The sequence below is a fragment of the Streptomyces sp. NPDC020731 genome (assembly GCF_044334705.1).
In the GTDB taxonomy this organism is placed as follows: domain Bacteria; phylum Actinomycetota; class Actinomycetes; order Streptomycetales; family Streptomycetaceae; genus Streptomyces.
Genome location: NZ_JBIRTN010000030.1, coordinates 1 through 23,833, shown reverse-complemented (window position 1 = coordinate 23,833; position 23,833 = coordinate 1). Strand labels below are relative to the sequence as shown.

Annotated in this window: 22 protein-coding genes and 1 pseudogene; 13 read left to right on the top strand and 10 right to left on the bottom strand. The window is 72.2% G+C overall.

What is annotated here, in order from left to right:
- The first annotated feature begins 14 nt into the window (after positions 1-14).
- Entirely contained in the window at positions 15-2,129 is a 2,115-nt protein-coding gene (locus tag ACH4VX_RS33530) for a SpoIIE family protein phosphatase (protein WP_398372861.1), read from the top strand.
- Positions 2,130-2,383: 254 nt separating this feature from the next.
- On the opposite strand, the gene ACH4VX_RS33525 is transcribed toward ACH4VX_RS33530, so the two are convergent.
- The 3 genes from ACH4VX_RS33525 to ACH4VX_RS33515 all read right to left on the bottom strand — a co-directional run bounded on the left by ACH4VX_RS33525 (position 2,384) and on the right by ACH4VX_RS33515 (position 4,392).
- Positions 2,384-3,037 (bottom strand): zf-HC2 domain-containing protein, encoded by a 654-nt coding sequence (locus tag ACH4VX_RS33525; protein ID WP_398372859.1) that lies wholly within the window; start codon positions 3,035-3,037, stop codon positions 2,384-2,386.
- Positions 3,038-3,188: 151 nt separating this feature from the next.
- Complete coding sequence (locus ACH4VX_RS33520) at positions 3,189-3,710, bottom strand: hypothetical protein (protein ID WP_398372857.1); 522 nt, start codon at positions 3,708-3,710, stop codon at positions 3,189-3,191.
- Positions 3,711-3,846: 136 nt separating this feature from the next.
- Positions 3,847-4,392, bottom strand: a complete 546-nt coding sequence (locus ACH4VX_RS33515; protein WP_085571417.1) for a sigma-70 family RNA polymerase sigma factor — start codon at positions 4,390-4,392, stop codon at positions 3,847-3,849.
- Positions 4,393-4,603: 211 nt separating this feature from the next.
- On the opposite strand from ACH4VX_RS33515, the gene ACH4VX_RS33510 reads away from it, so the two are divergent.
- The gene (locus ACH4VX_RS33510) at positions 4,604-5,758 is read left to right on the top strand and encodes a CapA family protein (RefSeq protein ID WP_398372855.1); all 1,155 of its coding nucleotides are present in this window, start codon (positions 4,604-4,606) and stop codon (positions 5,756-5,758) included.
- A gap of 6 nt (positions 5,759-5,764) precedes the next feature.
- Here ACH4VX_RS33510 and ACH4VX_RS33505 read toward each other — a convergent pair whose 3' ends face one another.
- Positions 5,765-6,238 (bottom strand): MarR family winged helix-turn-helix transcriptional regulator, encoded by a 474-nt coding sequence (locus ACH4VX_RS33505; RefSeq protein ID WP_398372853.1) that lies wholly within the window; start codon positions 6,236-6,238, stop codon positions 5,765-5,767.
- A 57-nt stretch (positions 6,239-6,295) separates the two neighbouring features.
- On the opposite strand from ACH4VX_RS33505, the gene ACH4VX_RS33500 reads away from it, so the two are divergent.
- The gene (locus tag ACH4VX_RS33500) at positions 6,296-7,111 is read left to right on the top strand and encodes an alpha/beta fold hydrolase (RefSeq protein ID WP_398372851.1); all 816 of its coding nucleotides are present in this window, start codon (positions 6,296-6,298) and stop codon (positions 7,109-7,111) included.
- A gap of 215 nt (positions 7,112-7,326) precedes the next feature.
- Here the strand turns inward: ACH4VX_RS33500 and ACH4VX_RS33495 are convergent, their stop codons facing one another.
- The 3 genes from ACH4VX_RS33495 to ACH4VX_RS33485 form a co-directional block, all read right to left on the bottom strand.
- A complete protein-coding gene (locus tag ACH4VX_RS33495; RefSeq protein WP_398372849.1) occupies positions 7,327-9,468 on the bottom strand; it encodes a putative bifunctional diguanylate cyclase/phosphodiesterase in 2,142 nt (713 codons plus the stop codon).
- Positions 9,465-10,277, bottom strand: a complete 813-nt coding sequence (locus tag ACH4VX_RS33490) for an SAM-dependent methyltransferase (RefSeq protein WP_398372848.1) — start codon at positions 10,275-10,277, stop codon at positions 9,465-9,467. The genes ACH4VX_RS33495 and ACH4VX_RS33490 overlap by 4 nt, the downstream gene beginning before the upstream one ends.
- Positions 10,278-10,602: 325 nt before the next feature.
- Positions 10,603-11,541: an SCO0930 family lipoprotein gene (locus ACH4VX_RS33485; protein ID WP_398372915.1), complete on the bottom strand. Its 939-nt coding sequence runs from the start codon at positions 11,539-11,541 to the stop codon at positions 10,603-10,605.
- Between the two features lie 665 nt (positions 11,542-12,206).
- Between ACH4VX_RS33485 and ACH4VX_RS33480 the strand changes: the two genes are divergently transcribed.
- Positions 12,207-12,335, top strand: a complete 129-nt coding sequence (locus tag ACH4VX_RS33480) for a hypothetical protein (protein ID WP_398372846.1) — start codon at positions 12,207-12,209, stop codon at positions 12,333-12,335.
- Positions 12,336-12,367: 32 nt separating this feature from the next.
- The gene (locus ACH4VX_RS33475; RefSeq protein WP_398372845.1) at positions 12,368-13,132 is read left to right on the top strand and encodes a hypothetical protein; all 765 of its coding nucleotides are present in this window, start codon (positions 12,368-12,370) and stop codon (positions 13,130-13,132) included.
- Between the two features lie 99 nt (positions 13,133-13,231).
- Here ACH4VX_RS33475 and ACH4VX_RS33470 read toward each other — a convergent pair whose 3' ends face one another.
- Positions 13,232-13,729 (bottom strand): hypothetical protein, encoded by a 498-nt coding sequence (locus ACH4VX_RS33470; protein WP_398372843.1) that lies wholly within the window; start codon positions 13,727-13,729, stop codon positions 13,232-13,234.
- A gap of 333 nt (positions 13,730-14,062) precedes the next feature.
- Between ACH4VX_RS33470 and ACH4VX_RS33465 the strand changes: the two genes are divergently transcribed.
- Positions 14,063-14,731, top strand: a complete 669-nt coding sequence (locus ACH4VX_RS33465; protein WP_398372842.1) for a class F sortase — start codon at positions 14,063-14,065, stop codon at positions 14,729-14,731.
- 31 nt (positions 14,732-14,762) lie between these two features.
- Here ACH4VX_RS33465 and ACH4VX_RS33460 read toward each other — a convergent pair whose 3' ends face one another.
- Positions 14,763-15,602 carry a polysaccharide deacetylase family protein gene (locus tag ACH4VX_RS33460; RefSeq protein ID WP_398372840.1) on the bottom strand — a complete coding sequence of 280 codons (840 nt, stop codon included), beginning with the start codon at positions 15,600-15,602 and terminating at the stop codon, positions 14,763-14,765.
- A gap of 146 nt (positions 15,603-15,748) precedes the next feature.
- Between ACH4VX_RS33460 and ACH4VX_RS33455 the strand changes: the two genes are divergently transcribed.
- A complete protein-coding gene (locus ACH4VX_RS33455) occupies positions 15,749-16,210 on the top strand; it encodes a universal stress protein (protein ID WP_398372839.1) in 462 nt (153 codons plus the stop codon).
- Positions 16,211-16,216: 6 nt separating this feature from the next.
- Here the strand turns inward: ACH4VX_RS33455 and ACH4VX_RS33450 are convergent, their stop codons facing one another.
- Entirely contained in the window at positions 16,217-17,101 is an 885-nt protein-coding gene (locus tag ACH4VX_RS33450; protein ID WP_398372837.1) for a LysR family transcriptional regulator, read from the bottom strand.
- Between the two features lie 120 nt (positions 17,102-17,221).
- Here ACH4VX_RS33450 and ACH4VX_RS33445 point away from each other — a divergent pair, with 120 nt between their 5' ends.
- The 6 genes and pseudogenes from ACH4VX_RS33445 (at position 17,222) to ACH4VX_RS33420 (ending at position 23,487) form a co-directional block, all read left to right on the top strand.
- Positions 17,222-17,893, top strand: coding sequence for a succinate dehydrogenase (locus ACH4VX_RS33445; RefSeq protein ID WP_398372913.1), 672 nt, complete (start codon positions 17,222-17,224; stop codon positions 17,891-17,893).
- 2 nt (positions 17,894-17,895) lie between these two features.
- Positions 17,896-19,845, top strand: coding sequence for a fumarate reductase/succinate dehydrogenase flavoprotein subunit (locus ACH4VX_RS33440; protein ID WP_398372835.1), 1,950 nt, complete (start codon positions 17,896-17,898; stop codon positions 19,843-19,845).
- Entirely contained in the window at positions 19,842-20,591 is a 750-nt protein-coding gene (locus ACH4VX_RS33435) for a succinate dehydrogenase/fumarate reductase iron-sulfur subunit (protein WP_398372834.1), read from the top strand. The genes ACH4VX_RS33440 and ACH4VX_RS33435 overlap by 4 nt, the downstream gene beginning before the upstream one ends.
- A gap of 293 nt (positions 20,592-20,884) precedes the next feature.
- The gene (locus tag ACH4VX_RS33430) at positions 20,885-21,658 is read left to right on the top strand and encodes a GNAT family N-acetyltransferase (protein WP_398372832.1); all 774 of its coding nucleotides are present in this window, start codon (positions 20,885-20,887) and stop codon (positions 21,656-21,658) included.
- Positions 21,655-22,463: pseudogene (locus ACH4VX_RS33425) on the top strand (lysophospholipid acyltransferase family protein). Before ACH4VX_RS33430 ends, ACH4VX_RS33425 begins: the two are co-directional and overlap by 4 nt.
- A 103-nt stretch (positions 22,464-22,566) precedes the next feature.
- Complete coding sequence (locus ACH4VX_RS33420; protein ID WP_398372830.1) at positions 22,567-23,487, top strand: DUF2382 domain-containing protein; 921 nt, start codon at positions 22,567-22,569, stop codon at positions 23,485-23,487.
- The last annotated feature ends 346 nt before the right edge of the window (positions 23,488-23,833 follow it).

The following is a 23,833-nucleotide window of genomic DNA, read 5'->3' as shown; positions in this document are numbered from 1 at the left end:
GGCAAGGTGGGCCCATGGCTGATCGGGGAGCGAACCCCCTGTCTCCCCCGGACGACTGGCCGGACCACCCGGATCCGATCCTGGCGCTCAACCGCATGGGCAGTTTCGACTGGGACCTGGACGCCGGGGTGCTGCAGATGGACGCCCAGGCGCACGAGATCTTCGACCTGCGCCCCGACGAATACGACGACAGGCCCGAGTCCCTGGGGATCCGGGTTCCGCACGGCGAGGCCCTGCGCCTGGACACCGCCGTGTCGCAGGCGCTGAAGACCGGCAGCGAGAACTACGGCGTCTACTTCCGCGTCCGCCGCCGCGACGGCTCCCTGCGCTGGACCCACACCCAGGGCTACATCCGCCGGGACGAGGGCGGCCGGCCCCGCCGCATCATCGGCATCGTCCGGGACGCCACCCAGGAGCTCGGCGACAGCGAGGCCAGACGCGAGCAGGCCGCCCAGGAGGACGTCCGCCGCCGGCAGACCAACGTCGTCCAGCTCACCACCGCCGCCCTCGCCCACGCCCGCACCGTGCAGGACGTCATCGACGTCCTCAAGGACACCCACGGCCTCACCCATCTGGGCGCGACCAGTCTCGTGATAGGTCTGGTCGAGGCGGGCAGGATCCGGCTCATCGCGGAGGGACCCGAGGGCAGCTTCGTACCGGGCACCGAGGTCACCGGGATAGAGGAGCCGTACCCGATGAGCGAGGCGGTGCGCACCCTCAGCCCGTGCTTCATCGACTCCCCGGAGGAGTTCGCCGAACGCTATCCGCGGCTGTGGCAGGGCATCACCGGCCTGCACATCACCTCGGCGGCCTATCTGCCGCTGATCGTCCAGGCCCGCCCCATCGGCGCGATGGGCCTGCTCTACAACGACCGGCGCGGCTTCACCGCCGAGGAGCGCAACATCCTCGTCGTCCTGGGCAGCAGCATCTCCCAGAGCCTGCAGCGCGCGATGTTCTACGAGCAGGAGATGGACCTCGCCCAGGGGCTGCAGCAGGCCATGCTGCCGCGCACCATCCCCAGCGTGCCCGGCGCCGACCTCGCCGTGCGCTACCGCGCCGCCACCATCGGCGGCTCCCTCGGCCGGGACATCGGCGGCGACTGGTACGACCTGATCCCGCTGCCCGGGGGCACCCCCTACGGGGGAGGGCGGGTCGGCGCCGTCATCGGCGACGTCCAGGGCCACGACACGCACGCCGCCGCCGTCATGGGCCAGCTGCGCATCGTGCTGCGCGCCTACGCGGCCGAGGGCCACCCGCCGGCCACCGTGATGGCCCGCGCCTCCGTCTTCCTGGACGAGCTCGACACCGACCGCTCCGCGACCTGCCTCTACGCCGAGGCCGACCTGTCCACCGGCGTGCTCCAGGTGGTCCGGGCCGGCCACCTCGACCCGCTGGTGCGCCGCACCGACGGTTCCTGCCGGCGCGTCCGGGTCCCCGGCGGGCTGCCGCTCGGCCTGTCCGCGGAGTTCGGGCGGCTCGACTACCCGGTCGGCACGATGGAGCTCGACCCCGGCGACACCCTGCTGCTGTGCACCGACGGCCTGGTCGAGCAGCCCGGTGCCGACCTCGACGACGGTATGGAGACCCTCGCGGCGCTGATCGCCGTCGGCCCCGACGACGTACGCGACCTCGCCGACCGGCTCATCGACGTCGCCGCGCAACGCGGCGGCGGCGACGACGTGGCACTGCTCCTGCTGCGCCGCCGTGCCCTGGAGAGCGCGCGGCCCGGCGGCCGGCTCAAGCAGCGTGTGACGCCCGGCGATCCGGAGGCACTCGCCGAGACCCGGCGCATGATCCGTACGGCGGTGGGCGCCTGGGGCGCGGGGGAGCGGGCCGACGAGATCGAGCTGGTCGCCGACGAGATGATCACCAACGTGCTGATGCACACCGAGGGCGCCGCGGTCGTCACCCTCCGGGCCCTCACCGGCAGCGAGCGGCGCGTGCGGGTGGAGGTCGAGGACTCCTCCAGCGCCCTGCCGCGCCGCCGGGAGGCGGGCGAGTCGGGCGTCTCCGGCCGGGGCATGCTCCTGATCGAGACGCTCACGGACGTATGGGGCGTGGAGGCACGCGGCGGTGGCAAGTGCGTATGGAGCGAGTTCGTGGTGGCGAAGGGATCCGCCCCGGCCTGAGTCCGCGCGGGCGCCGCACCGTTGGCGCGGCCTCGCGGGCTCCTCCGGTCACGGCGGGGAGCCGGCCGCACGGGCCCGAGTCCCGCGGTCGCCGTGCAGCGGTGACAGAGCCGTGTGGAGTACGCGCCGTCCTGGGCCCGGCCGGGCCGGAGCGATGCCGGCAGTGCGGGGCGGTGCCGTGCCGGGCGGCCCCGTCGCGCCCGCCGCGGTGCCGGAGCGGCCTGTCCGGTGGGCGGGACGCCGTCCGCGGCTCTTCACCGGGGTTCCAGCGTCACCAGGTTCTCGCCCTCCGCCGTACGCACCTCGTAGCGGGCGATGTCCCCGGAGTGCATGGCGGAGCCGCCGCGCACCGTGTTGGGGCGGGCGTCGTGCCGGGGCACGCTCCAGCTGGTCACCGTCTCCTCGGAGCCGTCCCGGCCGACCACCACCAGACGGCAGGTGCGCGGGCCGGCACCGTCCTTGACCTCGATCTCCATGTTGCTGCCCCATGCCTCGTCCTGAGTGGTCACCTGCGCCCACACCCCGGACCGCTCGTCGGTCGCCGCGATGCTCACGGCGGTCCCGCCGTCGTCCCGCGCCATCATCGCGACCGCCGGCGCGGACACCGCGACCACCACCGAGGCGGCCAGCGCCAGCAGCAGCCGGCGACGCCCCGCGCGGTTGCGGGCCGCCACTTCCGACAGCAGCCGGTCCAGCATCCTCGGGCCGGGCTCGGCCAGCGGGTGCACCAGCCGCGGGGTTGAACTCCGGTACAGCATCAACTGGCGTGCCGCAGGGCCGAATTCGGTCACCCGGACCGCGCACTGAGGGCACTCCATGAGGTGGTCCTCGAAGCGGAACGCATCCGCCTCGTCCAGCACGCCGAGCGCGTAGGCGCCGACGTCGCGATGCCTCTCCAGGGACCTCATGCCGAATCCTCGTGCCGTTGGGTGCGGGTGGGGTTGCTCCTTGCTCCCACCGGTACGCACCAGGCAGCCGAATCACTCAAGCGACGTGCCGAATCGTAACCAGGGGATTCGGAGCCGACCGGCCCGCGGATTGGTCGGATCGGCGAGGAACCTAAAAAAGATGGATGGCGAGGTGACCGAGCGGCAGCCCGAGCTGCCACGCCGGTGTCCACACCTTGGGTCCCTCGTCCTCACCGGCCACCGCACCGCCGCCCGGCACCGCGTTCAGGTCGGGCGCGAGCAGCTCCGTCTCCCGCAGCCAGCGCCAGGCCTCCCGGGCCAGTTCCAGGTCCGGATCCGGCGCGTCCCGGCCGGCCGCGGCGGCGTCCGCGGACAGCTCCCGCAGGCGCCCCTGCACCCACTCCTGCCACGGCTGGTCGTACGCGGTCAGCGACAGCCAGGTCTCCAGCTGGGTGACCACCCGGATGCCGGACAGCTCGCCGTCGGTGTCGGACAGGAACACGGTCAGCGCCAGCGCGTCCCGTCCCGCGCGGAACTCGAAGGACGTCGGCGGCATCAGATCGCCGCTGCGCAGCAGCTCGTCGGCGATGTACTCGGCGTACAACCAGGCCATGGGGACGGTCAGTTCACCGTCGCCGGTGCCGTCCGTGCTTTCTCGACCTCTGTGCAGCATCCCTTCCTGCCTTCCTCCGGTGCGTGCGCGTCGCCCGAACCCGGGCCCCCGGTCCGGAACACGGATGAGGACAGCCGATTACTCAACCGGGGTGGTCGGCAAGGCGCTTTACGGAGGTTTGACCCGACGGCCGGTTTCACCGCATGTCGGAGGCGTATCCGGGAAGCACCCGGCGCAGGGCGCGCAGCGCGTAGTACGCGCGGGACTTCACGGTACCGGGCGGAATCCCGAGGGCCGTCGCGGCTTCCGCCACACTCGCCCCCTGGAAGTACACGAGCACCAGGACTTCACGGTGCTCCGGAGTGAGTGTCTTCACAGCCTCACGGACATCGAGCGCGGCCGCGGCCCGCTCGGCGTGGTCGGAGATCACCCGGGCGTTCTCCAGCACGGCGTCCCCGACCTCGGCCGGCCGGGCCTGCCGGGCCCGTCGCGCGTCGATGGCGAGCCGCCGCCCCACGGTGAGCAGCCAGGGCCGTACGGAGTCGAAGTTCTCGGCGCGCAGGGCCTCGGGGTGCTGCCAGGCGCGTACGAGGGTCTCCTGGACCAGATCCTCCGCGCGCTGCCGGTCCCCGTCGCAGAGTCGGAGCAGCAGCGCGAAGAGGGGCCGGCCGTGCTCGCGCTGCAGTGCGGCGAGCTCGTGCTCGGCGGTCGTCCCGTTCATGAGTGTGGTTCCGGCCGTCATGGCCGTATGGCAGCGCACGGCGCGACGCGGGGACAGGGCGTGCACAGGAGCGTGCGGCGGGCGGTCGATCGCGTCGACGAACGGTTCGACGAACGGTCGAGGCGGCCGTTCGCGCACGCCGGACGGCCTAAAGAGCGTGTCGGAACGACGACGGGCGTAATGCGGCTTCTTACCTGTTTATCCATAAATACGACTACAGCGGGGTGAAGTGATGATCACACGCAGTCGGCAGGTGGCCCTCGTCCTGACCGCCGTCCTCGCCGCGGGCGCCGCCTGCCAGGCCCGCGGCCACCGGCCGCCGGAACCGGGGCGTCCGGCCCCTTCCGCCACGGGGCCCCGCGGTTTCACCCTGGTCGCCTCGGGGGACGTACTGCCCCACGACTCGATCATCGAACGCGCCCGCTACGACGCGGGCGGCACCGGGTACGACTTCCGGCCGATGCTCTCCGGCATCCGCTCCGTCGTCGACTCCGCCGATGTGGCGCTCTGCCACATGGAGACCGTCTACGGTGCGGGCCCCGACTACACCGGCTACCCCCTTTTCAAGTCCCCGCCCGAAGTGGCCCGCGGTCTCGCCGCCACCGGCTACGACGGCTGCTCCACCGCCTCCAACCACTCCCTGGACGACGGCGTGGACGGCATCCGCCGCACCCTGGACGCCCTCGACCGGGCCGGTGTGCGCCACGCCGGCTCGGCGCGTACCGAGCGGGAGGCCCGCACGGCGACCGTGCTGCGCGCGGGCACGGCGCGGATCGCCCACCTCGCCTACACCTACGACACCAACGGCCTCCCGCTGCCGCCGGACGAGCCCTGGGCCGTCGGCCTCGTCGACGAGACGCGGATCGTCGCCGACGCACGGGCCGCCCGGGAGGCCGGAGCCGATGTCGTCGTGGTCTCCCTGCACTGGGGCACCGAATGGCAGGAGGCCCCCGACGAGCGGCAGATCACCCTCGCCCGCTCGCTCACCGCCTCGGCCGCCGGGGGCCGCCCCGACATCGACCTGATCCTCGGCACCCACGCCCATGTCCCGCAGGCCTACGAGAAGGTCAACGGCACCTGGGTGATCTACGGCATGGGCGACCAGATCGCCGGCGAGATGACCGGCCACGAGGGCGTCCGGGACCCGCGCGGCAACCAGTCCACCCTGGGCCGCTTCACGTTCGCCCCGCCGAAGCGTCCCGGCGGACGCTGGGAGGTGGCCCGGGCCGAGTTCGTCCCGCAGTTCTTCGACGTGGACGCGGGCCGGGTCGTCAACCTCAACCGGGCGCTCGCCCGGGGCGCCGAGGTGCAGTCCGTGCGCGACCGGATCCGGAACGTGGTGCTGAGCCGGGGCGCCGCGCAGGACGGGCTCGTGATGGGGGAGTGAGGACCGTCAGCCGAGGTCGACGTGGTCGAGTGCCTCCAGCAGTTCGCCCAGTACCCGCAGGCAGGCCGTCACGTCGGCGTCCGTGAGGCCACCGCCGACCCCCCGCAGGAGCAGGTGCTCACGCTCCAGGACGGCGGAGACCGCCGCGGAGCCCTTCTCGGTCGGACGGATGAGCGACGACCGCCGGTGGGCGGGATTGGGGACGGCCTCCACCAGGCCCTGCGCCGCGGCGTCGTTCACCATGCGCTGCACGAACTGCCGGCTGATCGCCTGTGCCCTGCCCATCTGCGGCACGGTCATCGGCCCGTTGCGGTGCAGCAGGGTCAGCACGGCGCGTACGCCCACGGACAGGTCGTCGGCGGTCAGGCCCTGCTCCACGCTGCGCTGGGCGCGCCGGTAGAGGGGGCCGACCAGGTCGTAGACCTCGGTGAGACGACGGCCGAGCTCGTCCGGGGGGAGGGGTGCGTCGATGTCTGTCACCTCGCCATCATGACACCTGGGTTGCCAAACCCGGGCGTGAATGACACCTTGGTTGTCATGAATGGTGCTTCGGATCTGCGCTCCTTCCCCTCAGCCGACGGCGATCTCGCCTACCTCGACACCGGAACCGGTGACCCGGTGGTCCTGCTGCACTCCGGCTTCACCGACCACCGGGTCTTCGACGCCCAGATCCCGGCCCTGGCCGCCGAGTACCGGGTGATCGCGCCGGACGTCCGAGGCCACGGCGCCTCGGCCAACGCCACCGCGCCGTTCCGCTGGGCCGACGATCTCGCCGGCCTGCTGCGCCGCCTGGACGCCGGTCCGGCCGTGCTCGTCGGTGTGTCGATGGGCGGTGCCATCGCCACCGACACGGTGCTGGAGTACCCGGAGCTGGTGCGCGCGGTGGTGGCCTGTGGCGCCGCCACCAGCGACTTCCAGTACACCGACCCCTGGGTCCGCCAGGTGCTGGCCGAGCAGGCCGCGGCCCTGGGCGCGGGCGACGTGGAGGGCTGGCTCACCGCGTTCCTGCGCCATGCACCCGGCGAGCACCGCACCGCCGCCGACATCGACCCGGACATCCTGGGCCGGCTGCGCGAGATGGCCCTGGGCACCCTCGCCAAGCACACTCCGGACGAGGAGAACCACCATGTTCCCCTGACCGACACCTGGGCCCGGGTTCCGGGAATCGACGTCCCGGTGCTCACCGTCAACGGCGCCCTCGACGCCCCCGACCTGATCGCCGAGGCGGAACGGTTCGCCGGTGCCGTCCGCGACGGCCGCTCCGTGATCATCGACGGCACCGCGCACTACCCCAACATGGAGCGGCCCGAGGAACTGAACAAGATCCTGCTGGACTTCCTGCGCGCCCTCTGACGGCGTGCCGGCGGCCGTCCGTCCCGATGTCCGGCGAGCACCGGCCCTTCCCGCCCCCTCCCGGGGGATCCCTTCGCGCCCACGTGGCGGAGCCGCGTGGGCGGCGCGGCCCCGCGCCCCTTCAGGGGCGCGGGGAACTGCGCGACAAGCCACGGTGGACCCGCGGCCGCCGCACGACCCGCGCGTCCCGAGTCACCGGGCGCCCCTGGAAGGGGCTAGCCCGTCGCGTCCACCAGGGCCAGGTCGTGGAGGCGGTCCGGGGGGCCCGGGCGGGCGTAGTACCAGCCCTGGGCCGTGTCGCAGCCGAGGATGCGGAGCTGTTCGGCCTGGGCTCCCGTCTCCACGCCCTCCACCGTCACCGCCAGGTCGAGGCTGTGGGCCAGGGAGACGATCCCCTCGACGATCTTCAGGTCGACGGGATCGGCCGGGAACTGCTGCATGCTCTGCGTGAAGGAACGGTCCAGCTTCAGGACGCTCACCGGGAGCCGGCGCAGATTGGCCAGGTTGGAGTAGCCGGTGCCGAAGTCGTCCAGCGCGATGTCGACACCCATCTCCGCCAGCCGGCGCAGCGGCTTCAGCAGGTCGTCGTCCGCGCCGATCAACGCCGACTCCGTGACCTCCAGACAGAGGGCGTCCGGCTCCACACCCGTGCGTTCCAGGATGTCCACCGTGTCCTGGACCAGTCCGGGATGCGTGAGCTGGCAGGGCGACAGGTTCACGTTGATGCGCAGCGGGCCGAGCGCCTCGCCCCCGTGCCGGTCCCGCCACTCACGGGCCTGACGCACCGACTGCTCCAGCACCCAGCGGCCCAGCGGAACGATCAGCCCCGTGTGCTCGGCGAGCGGGATGAACCGGTCCGGGGACAGCACCCCGTGCTGCGGGTGCAGCCAGCGCACCAGCGCCTCGGCACCCCGCACACTGCCGTCTCCGAGATGCACCAGCGGCTGGTACTCGATGAAGAACTCGCCCCGGTCCAGGGCCGTCGGCAGCGCCGTGGTGAGCCCGTGCCGCGTGATGGCGCGGGCGTCGGCCTCCGGGTCGGCGAGCTCGAACCGGTTGCCGCCCGCCGACTTGGCCCGGTACATGGTGATATCGGCGCTGCGCAGTACCTCCGCCGCGCTGCGTTCCCCGGCCGGTCCCTCGACGATGCCGATGCTGCCGCGCACGGTCAGTTCACGGCCGTCGACGCTGATCGGGGCGAGCAGCGCGTTCATGATGCGGGCGGCGAGCTCGTCGACCGTCCGCTCGGTGTCGGGGCCGGTGGTCAGCGCCACGAACTCGTCGCCGCCGAGCCGGGCCACCATCTCGCCGGACGCGGTGGCGCAGGCCTGCAGCCGGTCGGCGACCTCGACGAGCAGCCGGTCGCCGGCCGCGTGCCCGAGGCTGTCGTTGACGGTCTTGAAGCCGTCCAGGTCGAGGTAGCACAGCCCGAACCGCCGGCCCTCGCCGGCGCCGAGCGCCTTCTCCAGCCGCTCGAAGAAGAACGCCCGGTTGGGCAGCCCGGTGAGTGCGTCGTGGGTGGCCTCGTAGCGCAGCCGGAGGTTGAGCAGCCGCCGCTCGGTGGTGTCCTCCATGAGGGCGAGCTGGTACTGCGGGTCACCGTCGGCGTCGCGCAGCAGGGACACCGTCAGATTGGTCCACAGGACCGTTCCGTCCGGGCGGTAGAACGCCTTTTCCAGGTGGTAGTGCTCGCGCTCGCCGCTCACCAGCTCGTCGTAGAGCCGCCATGTCTGCGGCGCGTCGTCGGGGTGCACCCACTCCTTGACCCTGCGGCCGCGCAGGCTCTGCTCGGACAGGCCGAACATGCGCCGCAACGCGCCGTTGACCTGCAGGATGTTGCCCTCCAGGTCGGCGATGCCGATCCCTATCGCCGCGCCCTCGAACACCGCGCGGAACCGGGCCTCGGTGGCGTGCAGCGCCTGCGCCACCACGCCCTGCGCCTCCAGCGCGGCCTGCGCGATGGCCTCCTGCTCGGCCAGCGTCCGCTCGCGCAGCGCCTGCGCGAACCCGGCGGCCATGGCGTGCTGGAGCCTGCCGGAGCGCGCCCGCAGATCCTCCCGGTCGCCGTCCCCGCCGCAGTACAGGACGAGATAGGCGTCCACGCAGTCCAGGGTCCGGCTGAGCGCCTCCGGGTCGGTGCAGTGCGCCTCCACCAGCGCGGCCCCGACCGCCCGGCCCGCGTCCGCGTCGAACGACCGGGCCCGCAGCGCCTCGCTCAGCAGCCGGGCCAGCGGCAGCAGCCGCTCCTGGAACTCCGGGCGGGTCGACGACGTCGAGGTCACCGGGAAGACCGCCCGGCTCCAGATCGTCGCGAACCGGCGCAGTCTGTCCTCCGGCCCGTCCGGCTCCGCGCTCACGCCGTACGCCCCACGCCGGCGAAACCGGAGAACGCGTAGGGATCCTCGTCCTCCGGTGCGGTGTCCGGCCGCCACTGCGGCATCGGCACCAGTCCGGGTTCCACCATGTCGTACCCCTCGAAGAACCGCGCGATCTCGTCGCGCGTGCGCATGATCAGCGGGTTGCGAATGTCCTGGTACACGTCCACCGCCCCCTCGGCCCGCTCCGCCGGCAGCGGGATCCCCTCGTACGAGGCATGGGTGAGCACGAGCATGCTGCCGGGCGCGAGGGCCTGGCGCAGTTCGGCCACCGCCGCGTACGGGTCGTCCGCGTCTTCCACGAAGTGCAGTATGGCAACGAGGAGCAGTGCCACTGGCCGATTCAGGTCGATCAGCCGCAGCACTTCGGGACTGTCGATGATCTCCCGCGGCTTGCGGAGGTCCGCGGCGACGACGTCCGCGCCGTCGTTGCCCGCCAGAACGGCCTGGCTGTGCGCCACGGCCACCGGGTCGTGGTCGACGTACATCACCCGTGCGTCCGGTACGGCCGCCTGCGCCACCTCGTGGACGTTGCCGAACGTCGGGATGCCGGAACCGATGTCCAGGAACTGGGTGATGCCCTCACCGGCCGCGAAACGCACCGCCCGCCGCATGAAGGCACGGTTCGCCTGCATGACCTTGGGCAGGCCCGGCATGAACTCCATGGCCCTGCGGGCCGCTTGCCGGTCGACCTCGAAGTTGTGCGAACCGCCCAGGTAGTAGTCGTACATCCGGGAGACGCTGGGCACCGAGATGTCGATGCTCCGCGGGGCCCAGGCGGGACGCTCCATGTAGCTCTCCAAGGCGTAGGCGATCCGGTGTTCGAGCAGAGGCTACTGATCGCCCGCCAAAGGAGCGACCCCAAACGGAAATTGACCATCCGTTCCCGGTCACTGCCAGTGGCACGTGCTTGTTCCGCGCCCCCCGCGAGAGCGTGACGACATGTGTCCACGGCCTTCAGGAGAGTTCCGGCACGCCGGGAAATACGCGGAGAAGAGTGCCGATGGTCCCATGGGTACCGGTGAATCACGGCAAAACGGTCCGCCCCTCCGCGGGCTGCGGAGGGGCGGACACGGGGCCGGCGGCGTCCGAGTGGACGACACCCTGGGAAGGTTGTTACTTCTCCGACGCGCCGACCGGCTTTCCGTCGGGCCGTACGGCGTACCAGGTACCGCCGACGCCCTGACCGTTGGTGTCGCCGGGAGCCTTGTCACCGGCGAAGGTGTAGATGGGCCAGCAGTTGATCGTCTGCTGGCCGGCGCCGTCCGGGCGGGTGAAGGTCATGTAGCCCTTCTTCTGGATGCCCTTGGTGTCGCCGAAGTCGACCGGCGAGACCACCGGCCACTTCTCCAGGCAGGCGCCGGTGCAGGCCGACACGGGCTTCGGCCAGGCCTCGTCCTTCATGAAGCGGTAGACGGTCATGCCGTTCTTGTCGACGACGATCTCGCCCAGCTTCGGGTCCTCACGGGTGGACAGACCGGGCTGGTCGGCCGCCTGCGCCTTCTTGCCCTCGGGGTTCAGCGCGTACCACTTGCCGCCCACGCCCTGACCCTTGACGTCACCGGCGTTGACGTCCTTGACGTAGCGGTAGGCCGGCCAGCCGGCGACGGTGAGCTGCTTGGTGCCGTCGGCCCGGGCGACCTCCCCGAGCAGCGACTTGTCGATCCCCTCGCCGGCCGTGGCGTCGTCGGCGGGCACCGGCGGCCAGGTCTTGGCGCAGTCGTCCTCGCAGTTGGACGCGGGCGGTTCGGCGGTGTCCTGGTCGAAGCGGTACAGGGTCAGACCGAGGCTGTCGGTCACCACCTTGCCCAGTTCGGCGTTGGTGGAGACGTTCAGCTCGCCCGCCGTGTCGGAAGGGCTCGCCGATGCCTGTGTGCCGCCCCCTCCCGCCTGGCCCGCGCCGGTGCCGATGCTGCCGACGTCCCCGGCCCCGGCCGTGGCACCGACGTTCTGGCTGGAGGCGGGCGGCGGGCTGTCCTGCCCGCACGCCGTGGTCAGGGCCAGCACCGCCGCGGCGCTCGCCACCAGTGAGGCGGTCCGCCAGGAGGTCTTCATCGTCAACTCCAGATCATCGCAAGGGTCTTGCAGCGCCCTGCTGTGCCGCCGCTCGACGATGGGTACGCACGGGAGCACGGGTTGTGTTCAACGGTGGCCGCAATTTCTTTTGTTAACTCCTTCGGGGCAATCACCAGGGATCCCGGGCGTGGCCCGGCGGTACACGACTCATGATCTTCGTCGTGCAAGCACTCGTACCGACCCGATCCCGCGCGGTCGCGCGCGCGTTGGCCGTGGCGACGCTGATCTGGGCACTCGTCGGCGCCCCAGGCGCGGCCGTGGCCGACGCCTGCGCGTACGCCTCGACGGGGCCGGACGGCACGGAGGCGGTGGCGGTCGCGGGAGACGTCACCTGGACCGCCCCCCCGTTCTGCTCACCGCCGCCACCGTCACCCACACCCACACCCACACCCACACCCACACCCACACCCACGCCGAAGCCGCCGCCCCCGCCCGAGCCCCCGCCGACCACCCCGCCACCGCCGCCGGAACCCCGCCCGACCCCGCCCCCCGAGCCGTCGCCCCCGCCGGCCGCCCGTCCGGCACCGCCCGCCGCCCGTCCGACGCGGACTCCCGCCCCACCGCCGCGTCCACGCCCCTCGCCGCCACCGTCACCGGACCCGACGCCGTCGGCCACGCCGAAGCCGCGCCCGTCCGTGACACCCGTGCACTACCCGCGGTACCGCGCGGTCCCGGTCCGGCGGACCTCCGGCGGTGCCACCTCGCCGCTCGTTTTCGTCCTGCTCATCACGACGCCCGCCGTGGTCGCCGTCGCCGCCCTGCGTCCGCGCTGAGGCCCGGCCCGACCCCCTTCTGGAGGCACCTCTTGTCGGAATGGCTTGTTCTCACCCTCGCGATGCTCGCCGCCTGTGTCGTCGTGGTGGTCATCACTCTCCTGCGGCACCGCAGGGCGGCCGAGGACGAGGATCCCAGCGAGACCCCGGACGTCATCGAGTACATGACGATGTGGATCGGCGTGGTGTACGCCATCGTCCTGGGTCTCGCCATCGCCGGCGTCTGGGAGGGACGCAGCGCCGCCCAGGAGCACGTACGGGCGGAGGCGGTGGCACTGCACGAGGTCTCGGAGCGGGTACGGGTCTACCCCGCCGAGGTGCGTGACCGCATCCGGGACGATGTCAACGCCTATGTCGGACACGTCGTCACCACCGAGTGGCGGGCCATGGCCGACGACGGACGGGTCACCGAACGCGGCACCGAACTCCTCGACCGCGTCCGCCGGGACGTCACCGACCACCAGCCGCGGACGGACTTCGAGGCGCAGGCCTACCAGCCGCTCGTGGACCAGGTGGCCGCCGCCGACCAGGCGCGCAGCGCGCGGGCCGAGTCGACCGGGGAGACCATGCCGGGCGTGGTGTGGTTCGGGCTGATCTCCGGGGCCGCCATCACCATCGGGATGATCTTCGCGCTGCAGATCCGGCGCACCGTCCGGGAGATGATCCTCGCCGGGCTGTTCTCGGCGCTGATCGCCTTCCTGCTCTTCCTCATCTGGGACTTCGACGCCCCCTACAGCCGGGGCCTCGCCGCGTCGGCGGACCCGTTCCTGCGGCTCTTCCCGCACATCGAGGGCTGAGACCGCCCGCGGGAGCAGAGCGTCGCCCCGGATCCCGCGGGATCCGGGGCGAGCGGCGTGCGGACTGGTGTGAAACGGCGACCCGAAGGGGACAGCGGTTCAGACCCGCTTCTCGGCGCGGCGGCGCATCCAGAAGACACCGCTGCCGACGACCGCGGCGGTCACCAGCGCCCCGCCGATGGCCATGTCGGTCGGGGTCGCCCCGCTGGTGCTGCTGCCGCCGATACCGCCGCGGACACCGCCGATGACGGTGAAGGCGGCCGGCCGGGTCAGGCTCCGGCCGGAGCAGTGGACCGTGATGTCGTAGGGACCGGGACGGGCGTCGGCATCGACGGTGGCGGTGCCCTTCGAGGTGTCGTTGGCACCGCTGATGGGCGTCAGATCCGTCCGGGGGAAGGCGTTGGAGGTCGCCGTGCCGCCATTGGGGCAGCCGTCGACCGTGATGGTCAGCTGGCCGCCACGGGCGATGACGCTGGGCAGGGCGACGATGTTGGACGGGTTGGGAACCCGGCCGGAGTCCGCGACGGCCGCCGGGGCGGCGACCCCGAGGACGGCGACCGCGGCGCCCGCGGCCGCCAGGGCACGTGAATTGCGCATGTGATCCTCCGCGGAAGACGCCCCGGGTCCCGTTCCCGGTCGATCGGCGAGAAAGCGCCTCCCGGAAAGACCCTCAGTTGCCCTGCGCACGCCCGCATTTCGGGAATGGTCCGTACTGGTGAGGCGAACCCGCGCGGAAAACCGTGCGAGGGGATATCGCCGCAGGTCACGGACCGTCAGAAAATCTTTGTCCGGTACCGCCTCGGATGGCGCACCCGGTCGTGCCGGGGCCACCCGTTCGCCGCCGCCCCGTCGCCGGTTGCGCGTGCGGCCTTTAGCGTTTTCGTCATGCGCGAGTGGTACGACGACGGCCGTATCGAGAGGGGAAGGCGAATGTCTGCTTTCGAGCCGGCCGAAGCCGAATGGGAGGCGCGGCGGAAGAAGCGCGCCCCGTGGGGCGTGATAGCGCTGGTTCTGCTCACCGGCCTCGCGCTCATCCGGAACGGTTCGGGGGAATTCGACGTGGGTCCGCCGCAGCCGGCCGGCGCGGCCGCCGCCGACAGCAGGACGCCCGGCGGCATCACGACCGAGGCGGTGCGACCGCTGCCGTACGCGGTCCCGGACCGGGTCACGATCCCGGCGATCCAGGTGGACGCGCCCATTATTCCGGTGGGTCTGGACGCGGAGGGCTGGGTGGACGCGCCGCCGCCCCAGGACCCCAATCTGGCGGGCTGGTTCACCGGTGCCGTCTCACCGGGAGAGAAGGGCACCTCGGTCGTCGTCGGCCATGTCGACAACGCGCAGGGACCGGCCGTGTTCTACGGGCTCGGGGCGCTGAAGAAGGGAAACCGCGTCGAGATCACCCGCAAGGACGGGAAGACCGCCGTGTTCGAGATCTACGGCATCGAGGTCTTCGCGAAGAACAACTTCCCCGGCGACCGGGTCTACGCCTCCAAGGGGACCGCGGAACTGCGCGTCATCACCTGCGGCGGCGGTTTCTCCCAGCAGAACGGCTACGACGGGAACGTGGTCGCCTTCGCCCGCCTGGCCGAGGTCCGCTGAGCGGCCCCGCGTCCGGGCGGGCGGGAAGCGCTCAGACGTACTGCCGGCGGGGGACGGTGACGTGGTACCCGGAGTCCAGCAGTCCGGGCAGATAGGCGCGCAGGGCCCGCACGCTCTGCGAGCGGTCGCCCCCGGCGTCGTGCGAGAGCACCACGACGCCGGGGGCGGCGCCGTCCTCCACCCGGCCGACGATGGCGCGGGTGCCGGGTGTGGTCCAGTCGAGGGTGTCGACCGTCCAGGCCAGCGGCTCCATGCCCAGCTCGGCGCCGAGCTGGAAGGCGGCGCGGTTCCATGCGCCGTAGGGTGCGCGGAACCACTCGGGGCGTTCGCCGCAGGCCTGCTCGACGACGTCGCTGGTGCGTTCCATCTCGGAGCGGATCCGGGCCCGCCGCAGCCGGGTGAGCAGGGGGTGGGTCCAGGTGTGGTTGCCGACCACATGCCCCTCGTCGGCCATCCGGGCCAGCAGGTCCCGGTTGTCGGCCGCCATCTCCCCGCACACGAAGAACATCGCCCGCACCTCGTACCGGGCCAGGGTGTCGAGGATGTGCGGGGTGTAGCGGGGGTCGGGTCCGTCGTCGAAGCTCAGCACCATGGTGCGGTCGTGTCCGGGCACACGCAGCAGCGGTTCGTGCCGCACCGGCGTCCTGCCCGGCGGGGTGTGCGCGGACCCGTAGCCGGTCAGGGGCCGCAGGCGGTACTCGGAGGGCCTGAGCGGGCGGCGGGCCGCCCGGGCACCGGCGGCCGGCGGCGGCGCGGGTGCGGCGCGGTTCCCGGCGCCCGGCGCGAACGCCGCGGCCACACCGGCCGCGCCCAGGGAGACGACCCCGGCGAGCAGCGCCCCGCGCCGGGTGAGCAACTGATCCTTCTGCATGACTCATCAGTCGCCCCACCGGAGTCCGACGCACCTCAGCGACACCGGTGTGGCGGCACGATTTCACCCGATCGGCGCAGTGCGGGGCGACGGACCCCGAGGGGCGAGTGGAGGCCGGGGCGCCGGACTCCGATAGCCTCGCAGCCGTGACGGAACAGCAGTCCCATCAGTTCGAACGGGGCACGGACGGCCCCAAGGTGATCGTGGCCGGCGTGGACGGCTCCGACTCCTCGCTGCGCGCGGCGGCGTACGCCGCCGGTCTGGCCCGGCGCCAGGGCGCGCTGCTGGCCCTCGTGTACGTGCAGCCGGTGCTGGCCGCGGGAGCGGCGCTCGGCGCGCCGGTGGCCGGCACGACCGAGGAGATAGCCGAGGACCTGGTGACGCAGGTCAGGGACGCGACGGAGCGGATCAAGGGCGTCTTCGACCTCCGCTGGGAGTTCCACACCTTCCGCGGCGACCCGTACAACGGACTGGTGAAGGCGGCCGACGACCTCAAGGCGGACGCCGTGGTCGTGGGCGCTTCGGAACAGGCGGGCCACCGGTTCGTCGGCTCGGTCGCGGTCCGTCTGGTGAAGGCCGGCCGGTGGCCGGTCACGGTGGTGCCGTAGGACGGCTCATCGCTCCAGCAGCATCCGCTGCAGCTCGCGGGCCGCGCGGGGCGGGGCCACGTCGCTGCGGTGGGCCAGGGCGATGGCACGGTGCAGGCCCGGACGGGCCAGCGGGGTGACGCGCAGTCCGTGGCCGGAGCGGGCGGCCACCATCCGCGGTACCACCGCCACTCCCAGCCCCGCCCGCACGAAGCCCAGTACCGCGTCCATCTCGCCGCCCTCCACCGCGAATTCGGGCTCGAAGCGCTCCGCCCGGCACGCCGCCACGGTCAGCTCGCGCAGGTCGTAGCCGTGCCGGAACATCACCAGGCGTTCGCCCTCCAGGTCGGCGATGCGCACGGTGCGCCGGCCCCGTCCCGGCCGCGGCGCGTCCGGGGAGGCGACGACCACCAGGTCCTCGCGCAGCAGCTCCACCGTGGTGAGCGCGGGGGAGGGCGTCGGCAGCGGCAGGACCACCAGGGCGAGGTCGAGGGCGCCGCGGGCCAGCTCCCGTACGAGGTCGTGGGATCCGCCCTCCTCGATCAGCAGCCGGACGCCCGGATAGCGGTCGTGGAAGGCGCGCAGCACGTCCGGCAGCAGACCGGTGCACAGGCTCGGCGTGGCGCCCAGCCGCACCCGCCCGCTGCGCAGCTGCGCCACCTCCTGCACCTCGTGCCGGGCGGTGTCCGCGTCGGCCAGGATCCGCCGGGCCAGCGGCAGCAGCGCCTCGCCCGCGTCGGTCAGCGTGATGTTCCCGCGCGCCCGCCGGAACAGATCCGCCCCCAGCTCCCGCTCCAGCGCCTTGATCTGCTGCGACAGTGACGGCTGCGCGACATGGACCAGCTCCGCGGCCCGGGTGAAGTGCCGGGTCTCGGCGACGGCCACGAAGTACTGGAGCTGCTGGAACTGCATGGGCCCATCATAGGCTCGCCCTATCGGAACGAGCCGCACCATGTCTTGGACCGATGGGGCCTTCCGGCCCTAGCGTCTGGTGACATGGCTCTGGCAACGCGGACGGACCGACGGCCGTCCTTGGCACGCACCGTGTGGGACTCGACCGTCGGCAAGAAGGCAGTGATGGCGGTCAGCGGCCTGATCATGCTGCTGTACCTGGTCGCCCACATGATCGGGAACCTGAAGATCTTCTTCGGGGCCGGCGAGTTCAACCACTACGCCCACTGGCTGCGCACCGTCGGTGAACCGTTCATGCACTACGAGTGGACGCTGTGGATCATCCGCGTCGTGCTCGTCGTCGCCGTGGTCGCCCACGCCGTCTCCGCCTACCAGCTCAGCCGCCGCGACATCAAGGCACGCCCCAGCAAGTACGTGCACAAGAAGGCACGGACGAGCTACGCCACGCGCACCATGCGCTGGGGCGGCGTCATCCTCGCCCTGTTCATCGTCTGGCACCTCCTCGACCTGACCACCGGCACCGTGCACTCCGGCGGCTTCGAGACCGGCAAGCCCTACCAGAACATCGTGGACACCTTCTCCACCTGGTACGGCAACACCCTCTACATCGTCGCGATGCTCGCCGTCGGCCTGCACGTCCGGCACGGCTTCTGGAGCGCCGCCCAGACCCTCGGCGCCGGCAGCCGCACCCGCGACCGCGCCCTCAAGACCACCGCCAATGCCCTCGCGCTGCTGCTCACGGCCGGCTTCCTCGCCGTACCCGTGGGCGTCATGACCGGAGTGGTGAACTGACCATGACCTCCTACACCGAGTACGCGACCGGCGAGCCGGTCGCCGACACCAAGGCTCCCGCGGGACCGGTCCACGAGCGCTGGGACAGGCGCCGCTTCGAGGCCAAGCTGGTCAACCCCGCCAACCGGCGGGGGAAGACCGTCATCGTCGTCGGTACCGGTCTCGCGGGCGGCTCGGCCGGTGCCACACTCGCCGAACAGGGCTACCGCGTCGTCCAGTTCTGCTACCAGGACTCCCCGCGCCGAGCCCACTCCATCGCCGCGCAGGGCGGCATCAACGCGGCGAAGAACTACCGCAACGACGGCGACTCGGTCCACCGGCTGTTCTACGACACCGTCAAGGGCGGCGACTTCCGCTCCCGCGAGTCCAACGTGCACCGCCTCGCGCAGATCTCCGTCGAGATCATCGACCAGTGCGTGGCCCAGGGCGTGCCCTTCGCCCGCGAGTACGGCGGACTGCTCGACACCCGCTCCTTCGGCGGCGTCCAGGTCTCCCGCACCTTCTACGCCCGCGGCCAGACGGGCCAGCAACTGCTCCTCGGCGCCTACCAGGCCCTGTCCCGCCAGATCGCGGCCGGCAACGTCGAGATGCACCCGCGCACCGAGATGCTCGACCTGATCGTCGTCGACGGACGGGCCCGCGGCATCGTCGCCCGGGACCTGATCACCGGGAGGACCGACACGTACTTCGCGGACGCGGTGGTCCTGGCGAGCGGCGGCTACGGCAACGTCTTCTACCTGTCGACGAACGCCATGAACTCCAACGCCACCGCGATCTGGCGGGCGCACCGGCGCGGCGCGTACTTCGCCAACCCCTGCTTCACCCAGATCCACCCCACCTGCATCCCGCGCACCGGCGACCACCAGTCCAAGCTGACGCTGATGAGCGAGTCGCTGCGCAACGACGGCCGGATCTGGGTGCCGAAGGCCAAGGGCGACGACCGGCCGCCGAGCGGGATCCCCGAGGACGAGCGCGACTACTACCTGGAGCGCATCTACCCCTCGTTCGGCAACCTGGTGCCCCGTGACATCGCCTCCCGCGCCGCGAAGAACGTCTGCGACGAGGGCAGGGGAGTGGGTCCCGGCGGACAGGGCGTCTACCTCGACTTCGCCGACGCCATCGAGCGGATGGGCCGGGGGGCCGTCGAGGCCAAGTACGGCAACCTCTTCGACATGTACCAGCGGATCACCGACGAGGATCCGTACCGGGTGCCGATGCGGATCTACCCCGCCGTGCACTACACGATGGGCGGACTGTGGGTCGACTACGACCTCCAGACCACTGTCCCGGGCCTGTTCGCCGTCGGCGAGGCCAACTTCTCCGACCACGGCGCCAACCGGCTCGGCGCCTCCGCGCTGATGCAGGGCCTGGCCGACGGCTACTTCGTCCTCCCGGCGACCGTCAACGACTACCTGGCCCGCAACCCGCACCAGGGGGAACTCACCGACGAACACCCGGCGGTGCAGGAGGTGCTGGCCGAGACCCGGGACCGGATCGACCTGCTCCTGTCCGTCGACGGCGACCGCACCCCCGACTCCTTCCACCGCGAGGTCGGCGAACTCATGTGGGAGTTCTGCGGCATGGCCCGCACCGACTCCGGACTGCGCAAGGCCCTCGAGCGCATCCCGCAGATCCGCGAGGAGTTCTGGCGGCGCATCAAGGTCCCCGGCACCGGCGAGGAGTTCAACCAGTCGCTGGAGAAGGCCAACCGCATCGTCGACTACCTGGAGCTCGCCGAGCTGATGTGCCTCGACGCGCTGCACCGCTCCGAGTCCTGCGGCGGCCACTTCCGCGAGGAGTCGCAGACCCCCGACGGCGAGGCCGCGCGCAGGGACGACGCGTTCTCCTACGCCGCGGCCTGGGAGTTCACCGGCACCGGTGAGGCTCCCGTCCTGCACAAGGAAGACCTGGTCTTCGAGTACGTCCACCCCACCCAGCGGAGCTACGCATGAAGCTCAACCTGCGCGTCTGGCGGCAGAGGAACACCGCCGCCGACGGCGCCATGTCCACGTACGAGGTGGACGGCATCTCACCCGACATGTCCTTCCTGGAGATGCTCGACACCCTCAACGAGGAACTCATCCTCAAGGGCGAGGACCCGGTCGCCTTCGACCACGACTGCCGCGAGGGCATCTGCGGCGCCTGCTCGCTCGTCATCAACGGCGACGCCCACGGGCCCGAGCGCACCACCACCTGCCAGCTGCACATGCGGTCCTTCGAGGACGGCGACACCATCGACGTCGAGCCGTGGCGGGCCTCCGCCTTCCCGGTCGTGAAGGACCTGGTGGTCGACCGGTCCGCCTTCGACCGGATCATCCAGGCCGGCGGTTACGTCACCGCGCCGACCGGCTCCGCACCGGAGGCGCACGCGACGCCGGTGCCGAAGCCCGATGCGGACCTGGCGTTCGAGCACGCGGAGTGCATCGGGTGCGGGGCGTGTGTCGCGGCGTGCCCGAACGGGGCGGCGATGTTGTTCACCTCCGCGAAGGTCAATCACCTCAATGTGCTGCCGCAGGGGGCGCCCGAGAGGGAGACGCGGGTGCTGGACATGGTGGCGCAGATGGACGAGGAGGGGTTCGGGGGGTGCACGCTTGCCGGGGAGTGCGCCACCGCTTGCCCGAAGGGGATTCCGCTGACCTCCATCACCGGTATGAACAAGGAGTGGTTGCGGGCCACTCGTAAGGCCGCCAAGCGGTAGCGCCGTCGCGTGGGCGGTCGTCGCCGGACCGCGGGCCGTCGGCGGCCGGTCGCGCCCACGCGGCGGAGCAGCACAGGGTCACGCCCCGCGACCCTGTGGGCCGCCGCAGTGAACGTTCGCCGACAGGTGCGGACGGACAGGGCCGGGAGAGGTGCTCCTCCCGGCCCTGTCTCGCTCCCAACATTCAGCATCTCCACAGCCGTACTCCCGGCTCCGGTCACGTACACGCCAACCCCGATCGGAAGAACAGGGGTGTCCCCACCCCCGCTCCGGCGCGTGATCAGGAGAGAGCCATGACAGGCGTGCTGACCGTCGACCACCACCCGCGGCCCACCACCCCCACCCGCTACACCGTCGCCCTCGCCCGCGACGAGGAGGACGTGCGTGCCGCTCAGCGGTTGCGGTACGACGTCTTCGCGGGGGAGATGGGCGCCCTGCCGGGCACCCCGCAGCCGGGACTGGACGTCGACCCCTTCGACGCGTACTGCGACCACCTGCTCGTGCGCGAGGAGGCCGGCGGTCAGGTCGTCGGCACCTACCGGCTGCTGCCGCCGGAGCGCGCGGGGATCGCCGGACGGCTCTACGCGGAGGGTGAGTTCGACCTGTCGGGCCTCGACGCGATACGGCCCTCCCTCGTCGAGGTCGGCCGCTCCTGCGTGCACCCCGACCACCGCGACGGCGCGGTCATCGGGCTCATCTGGGCCGGCATCGCCCGCTACATGACCGACCACGGCCACGCCTGGCTGGCCGGCTGCTGCTCCGTCCCCCTCGCCGACGGGGGCGCGCTCGCCTCCGCCACCTGGGACCGGGTGCGGGCGAAGCACCTCGCGCCGGAGGAGTACCGGGTGCGCCCGCTGCTGCCCTGGCTGCCGGGGACCTCGGCCCCCGCCGCCCCCGGTGAGCTGCCCGCCCTGCTGCGCGGCTACCTCCGGCTCGGCGCCTGGGTCTGCGGCGAGCCCGCGCACGACGTGGACTTCGGTGTCGCCGACCTCTATGTGCTGCTGCCGATGAACCGGGTCGACCCCCGCTACCTGCGGCACTTCCTCTCCCTCGTCCCCGCCCGATGAGCGTCTGGCTGCCGGGTGCGCCCTGCACCCCGAGGGGCTGTGTGGAACCGACGGCGTCCGCGGCGGCCGTACCGCTGGCGGTGCTGCGGCTGGCGGCGGTGGGCCTGCTGGTCCTCGCCGGGATCGCGCTGCTCCCGCTCGGGCGGCGGATCCCGGCGGGGGCGGTGCGCCGGTGGTGCCGGTGGATCGTACGGGCCGCCGGGGTCCGGGTCCGTATCGCCGGGGCCGCCGTGCCCACGGGCGGAGTGCTGCTCGTCGCCAACCACATCTCCTGGCTGGACGTGCCGCTGCTCGCGGCGGTCCGTCCGGCCAGGATGCTGGCCAAGACCGAGATACGGCGCTGGCCCGTGGCGGGGGCGCTGGCGGCGCGCGGTGGCGTGCTGTTCATCGACCGTGACCGGCTGCGCGCCCTACCGGACACGGTCGCCGCGCTCGCCGGGATCCTGCGCGGCGGCGCGGCGGCGCGGCGGTCGCGGCGTTCCCGGAGGGGAGCACCTGGTGCGGCCGGGCCCGGGGGCACTTTCGCCGCGCGGTCTTCCAGGCGGCGCTGGACGCCCGGGTCCCGGTACAGCCGGTGCGCATCAGTTACCGGGGTGTGCGCGGAATCCCGGCCACCGCACCGGCCTTCGTCGGTGACGACACGCTCCTCGCCTCGCTGTGGCGCGTGACGTCGGCCCGTGGCGTGGTCGCCGAGGTCGAGGTGCGGGCTCCCCTCCCGCCGGGGAGCCACAGCGACCGCCGCGCCCTGGCGCGCGCGGCGCAGCCGGAGGCGGTGGAGGGACACGAGGGAGGTCACCACGAGTGAGCACTGTGGAAAATTAAGTACTTTTTGTCGCTTTCATACTGTTTTCGGCGAGCGATTCGGGAGAACCCGTGAGAGGCGACCTTCGAAAGGAGGGTGATGGCAGATGATCACCCGCGAAGAGATCTCGACCCTGCTGGATCATCCCGTCTACGACGGGGACGGGAACAAGGTAGGCGACGCGAAGCACGTCTTCCTCGACGACGCGAGCGGACGCCCCGAGTGGGTGACCGTCAAAACGGGCATGTTCGGCTCCAGCGAGTCGTTCATCCCCATCCGTGACGCCGCCCTGGTGAAGGACCACCTGGAGGTCCCCTACCGCAAGGACAAGATCAAGGGCGCGCCCAACGTCGACATCGACGCGGGCGGCCACCTGTCGGTGGACGAGGAACACCGTCTGTACGACTACTACGGCATCGACTGGGACTCCGTGCTGGCCGAGCCCGGCGAACGCGACCGGTCCCCCGGCATGGGCACGGCCGGTACGGCGGGGGCCGCCGGCGCGGCGGGCGCGGCCGGCCGTCGGGGCGACGCCTCCCGGACGGCGCCGGGCACGGCCGGAACCGCGGGCACCGCGGGCCACCGGAGCGAAGCCCGGACCCGAGGACGCGGCGACGACGCCATGACCCGCTCCGAGGAGCACATGCGCGTCGGTGTCGAGCGGCACGAGACCGGACGGGCCAGGCTGCGCAAGTACGTGGTCACGGAGGAGGTCCAGCAGACCGTGCCGGTGCGCCACGAGGAAGTCCGCGTGGAGCGCGAGCCGATCACGGACGCCAACCGCGGCGAGGCCATGTCGGGCCCGGCCTTCAAGGAGGACGAGCACGAGGTCACGCTGTACGAGGAGCGCCCGGTCGTGGAGACCGAGGCGGTGCCGGTCGAACGGGTCCGGATGACCACGGAGGAGAAGACCGCCGACGAGACCGTCCGCGGCCAGGTCCGCAAGGAGCGCATCGAGGCCGAGACGGAGATGGACGAGGAGTCCGGCCGTCGCGGCCGCGACGTCCCCAAGCGGGGCCGCGAGTAGCACCAACCACCCCCAGCGCGCGCCGGTGCGACGTCACCGGCGCGTCGCCGTGCCCCCAGGGCGGCACGGGCGGGTGACGGCGAGCGGTGCCGGGCGGGGAGTCGCGCGGTCCGGCGCTCACGGGGTGCCTCCCCCACTCCCGGCTTCGCTCGAACGGGAGGGACCCCCACCGCCCACCCGTGCCGCCCTGCGGCACGACTGTCCGCGGCGGGCGCGGCGAGTGCGGCCGGCCGCGGTTGGCGTCCGTACGTCTAGGGTCTGTTGCGAAAGTGCTGGTCACAGCCATTCGTTGATGGCCGCGACCAGCACGGTCGCTTCGTAGCGGACGGCGAGTTTGTCGTACCTG

What these genes read in the sequence shown, in the direction of transcription:
- ACH4VX_RS33430 (WP_398372832.1), top strand. Translation starts at nt 20,885, where the DNA reads ATGACAGGCGTGCTGACCGTCGACCACCACCCGCGGCCCACCACCCCC.
- ACH4VX_RS33500 (WP_398372851.1), top strand. Translation starts at nt 6,296, where the DNA reads ATGAATGGTGCTTCGGATCTGCGCTCCTTCCCCTCAGCCGACGGCGAT.
- ACH4VX_RS33530 (WP_398372861.1), top strand. Translation starts at nt 15, where the DNA reads ATGGCTGATCGGGGAGCGAACCCCCTGTCTCCCCCGGACGACTGGCCG.
- ACH4VX_RS33420 (WP_398372830.1), top strand. Translation starts at nt 22,567, where the DNA reads ATGATCACCCGCGAAGAGATCTCGACCCTGCTGGATCATCCCGTCTAC.
- ACH4VX_RS33485 (WP_398372915.1), bottom strand. Translation starts at nt 11,541, where the DNA reads ATGAAGACCTCCTGGCGGACCGCCTCACTGGTGGCGAGCGCCGCGGCG.
- ACH4VX_RS33440 (WP_398372835.1), top strand. Translation starts at nt 17,896, where the DNA reads ATGACCTCCTACACCGAGTACGCGACCGGCGAGCCGGTCGCCGACACC.
- ACH4VX_RS33525 (WP_398372859.1), bottom strand. Translation starts at nt 3,037, where the DNA reads ATGAGGTCCCTGGAGAGGCATCGCGACGTCGGCGCCTACGCGCTCGGC.
- ACH4VX_RS33460 (WP_398372840.1), bottom strand. Translation starts at nt 15,602, where the DNA reads ATGCAGAAGGATCAGTTGCTCACCCGGCGCGGGGCGCTGCTCGCCGGG.
- ACH4VX_RS33515 (WP_085571417.1), bottom strand. Translation starts at nt 4,392, where the DNA reads ATGACGGCCGGAACCACACTCATGAACGGGACGACCGCCGAGCACGAG.
- ACH4VX_RS33435 (WP_398372834.1), top strand. Translation starts at nt 19,842, where the DNA reads ATGAAGCTCAACCTGCGCGTCTGGCGGCAGAGGAACACCGCCGCCGAC.
- ACH4VX_RS33450 (WP_398372837.1), bottom strand. Translation starts at nt 17,101, where the DNA reads ATGCAGTTCCAGCAGCTCCAGTACTTCGTGGCCGTCGCCGAGACCCGG.
- ACH4VX_RS33465 (WP_398372842.1), top strand. Translation starts at nt 14,063, where the DNA reads ATGTCTGCTTTCGAGCCGGCCGAAGCCGAATGGGAGGCGCGGCGGAAG.
- ACH4VX_RS33490 (WP_398372848.1), bottom strand. Translation starts at nt 10,277, where the DNA reads ATGGAGCGTCCCGCCTGGGCCCCGCGGAGCATCGACATCTCGGTGCCC.
- ACH4VX_RS33470 (WP_398372843.1), bottom strand. Translation starts at nt 13,729, where the DNA reads ATGCGCAATTCACGTGCCCTGGCGGCCGCGGGCGCCGCGGTCGCCGTC.
- ACH4VX_RS33510 (WP_398372855.1), top strand. Translation starts at nt 4,604, where the DNA reads ATGATCACACGCAGTCGGCAGGTGGCCCTCGTCCTGACCGCCGTCCTC.
- ACH4VX_RS33520 (WP_398372857.1), bottom strand. Translation starts at nt 3,710, where the DNA reads ATGCTGCACAGAGGTCGAGAAAGCACGGACGGCACCGGCGACGGTGAA.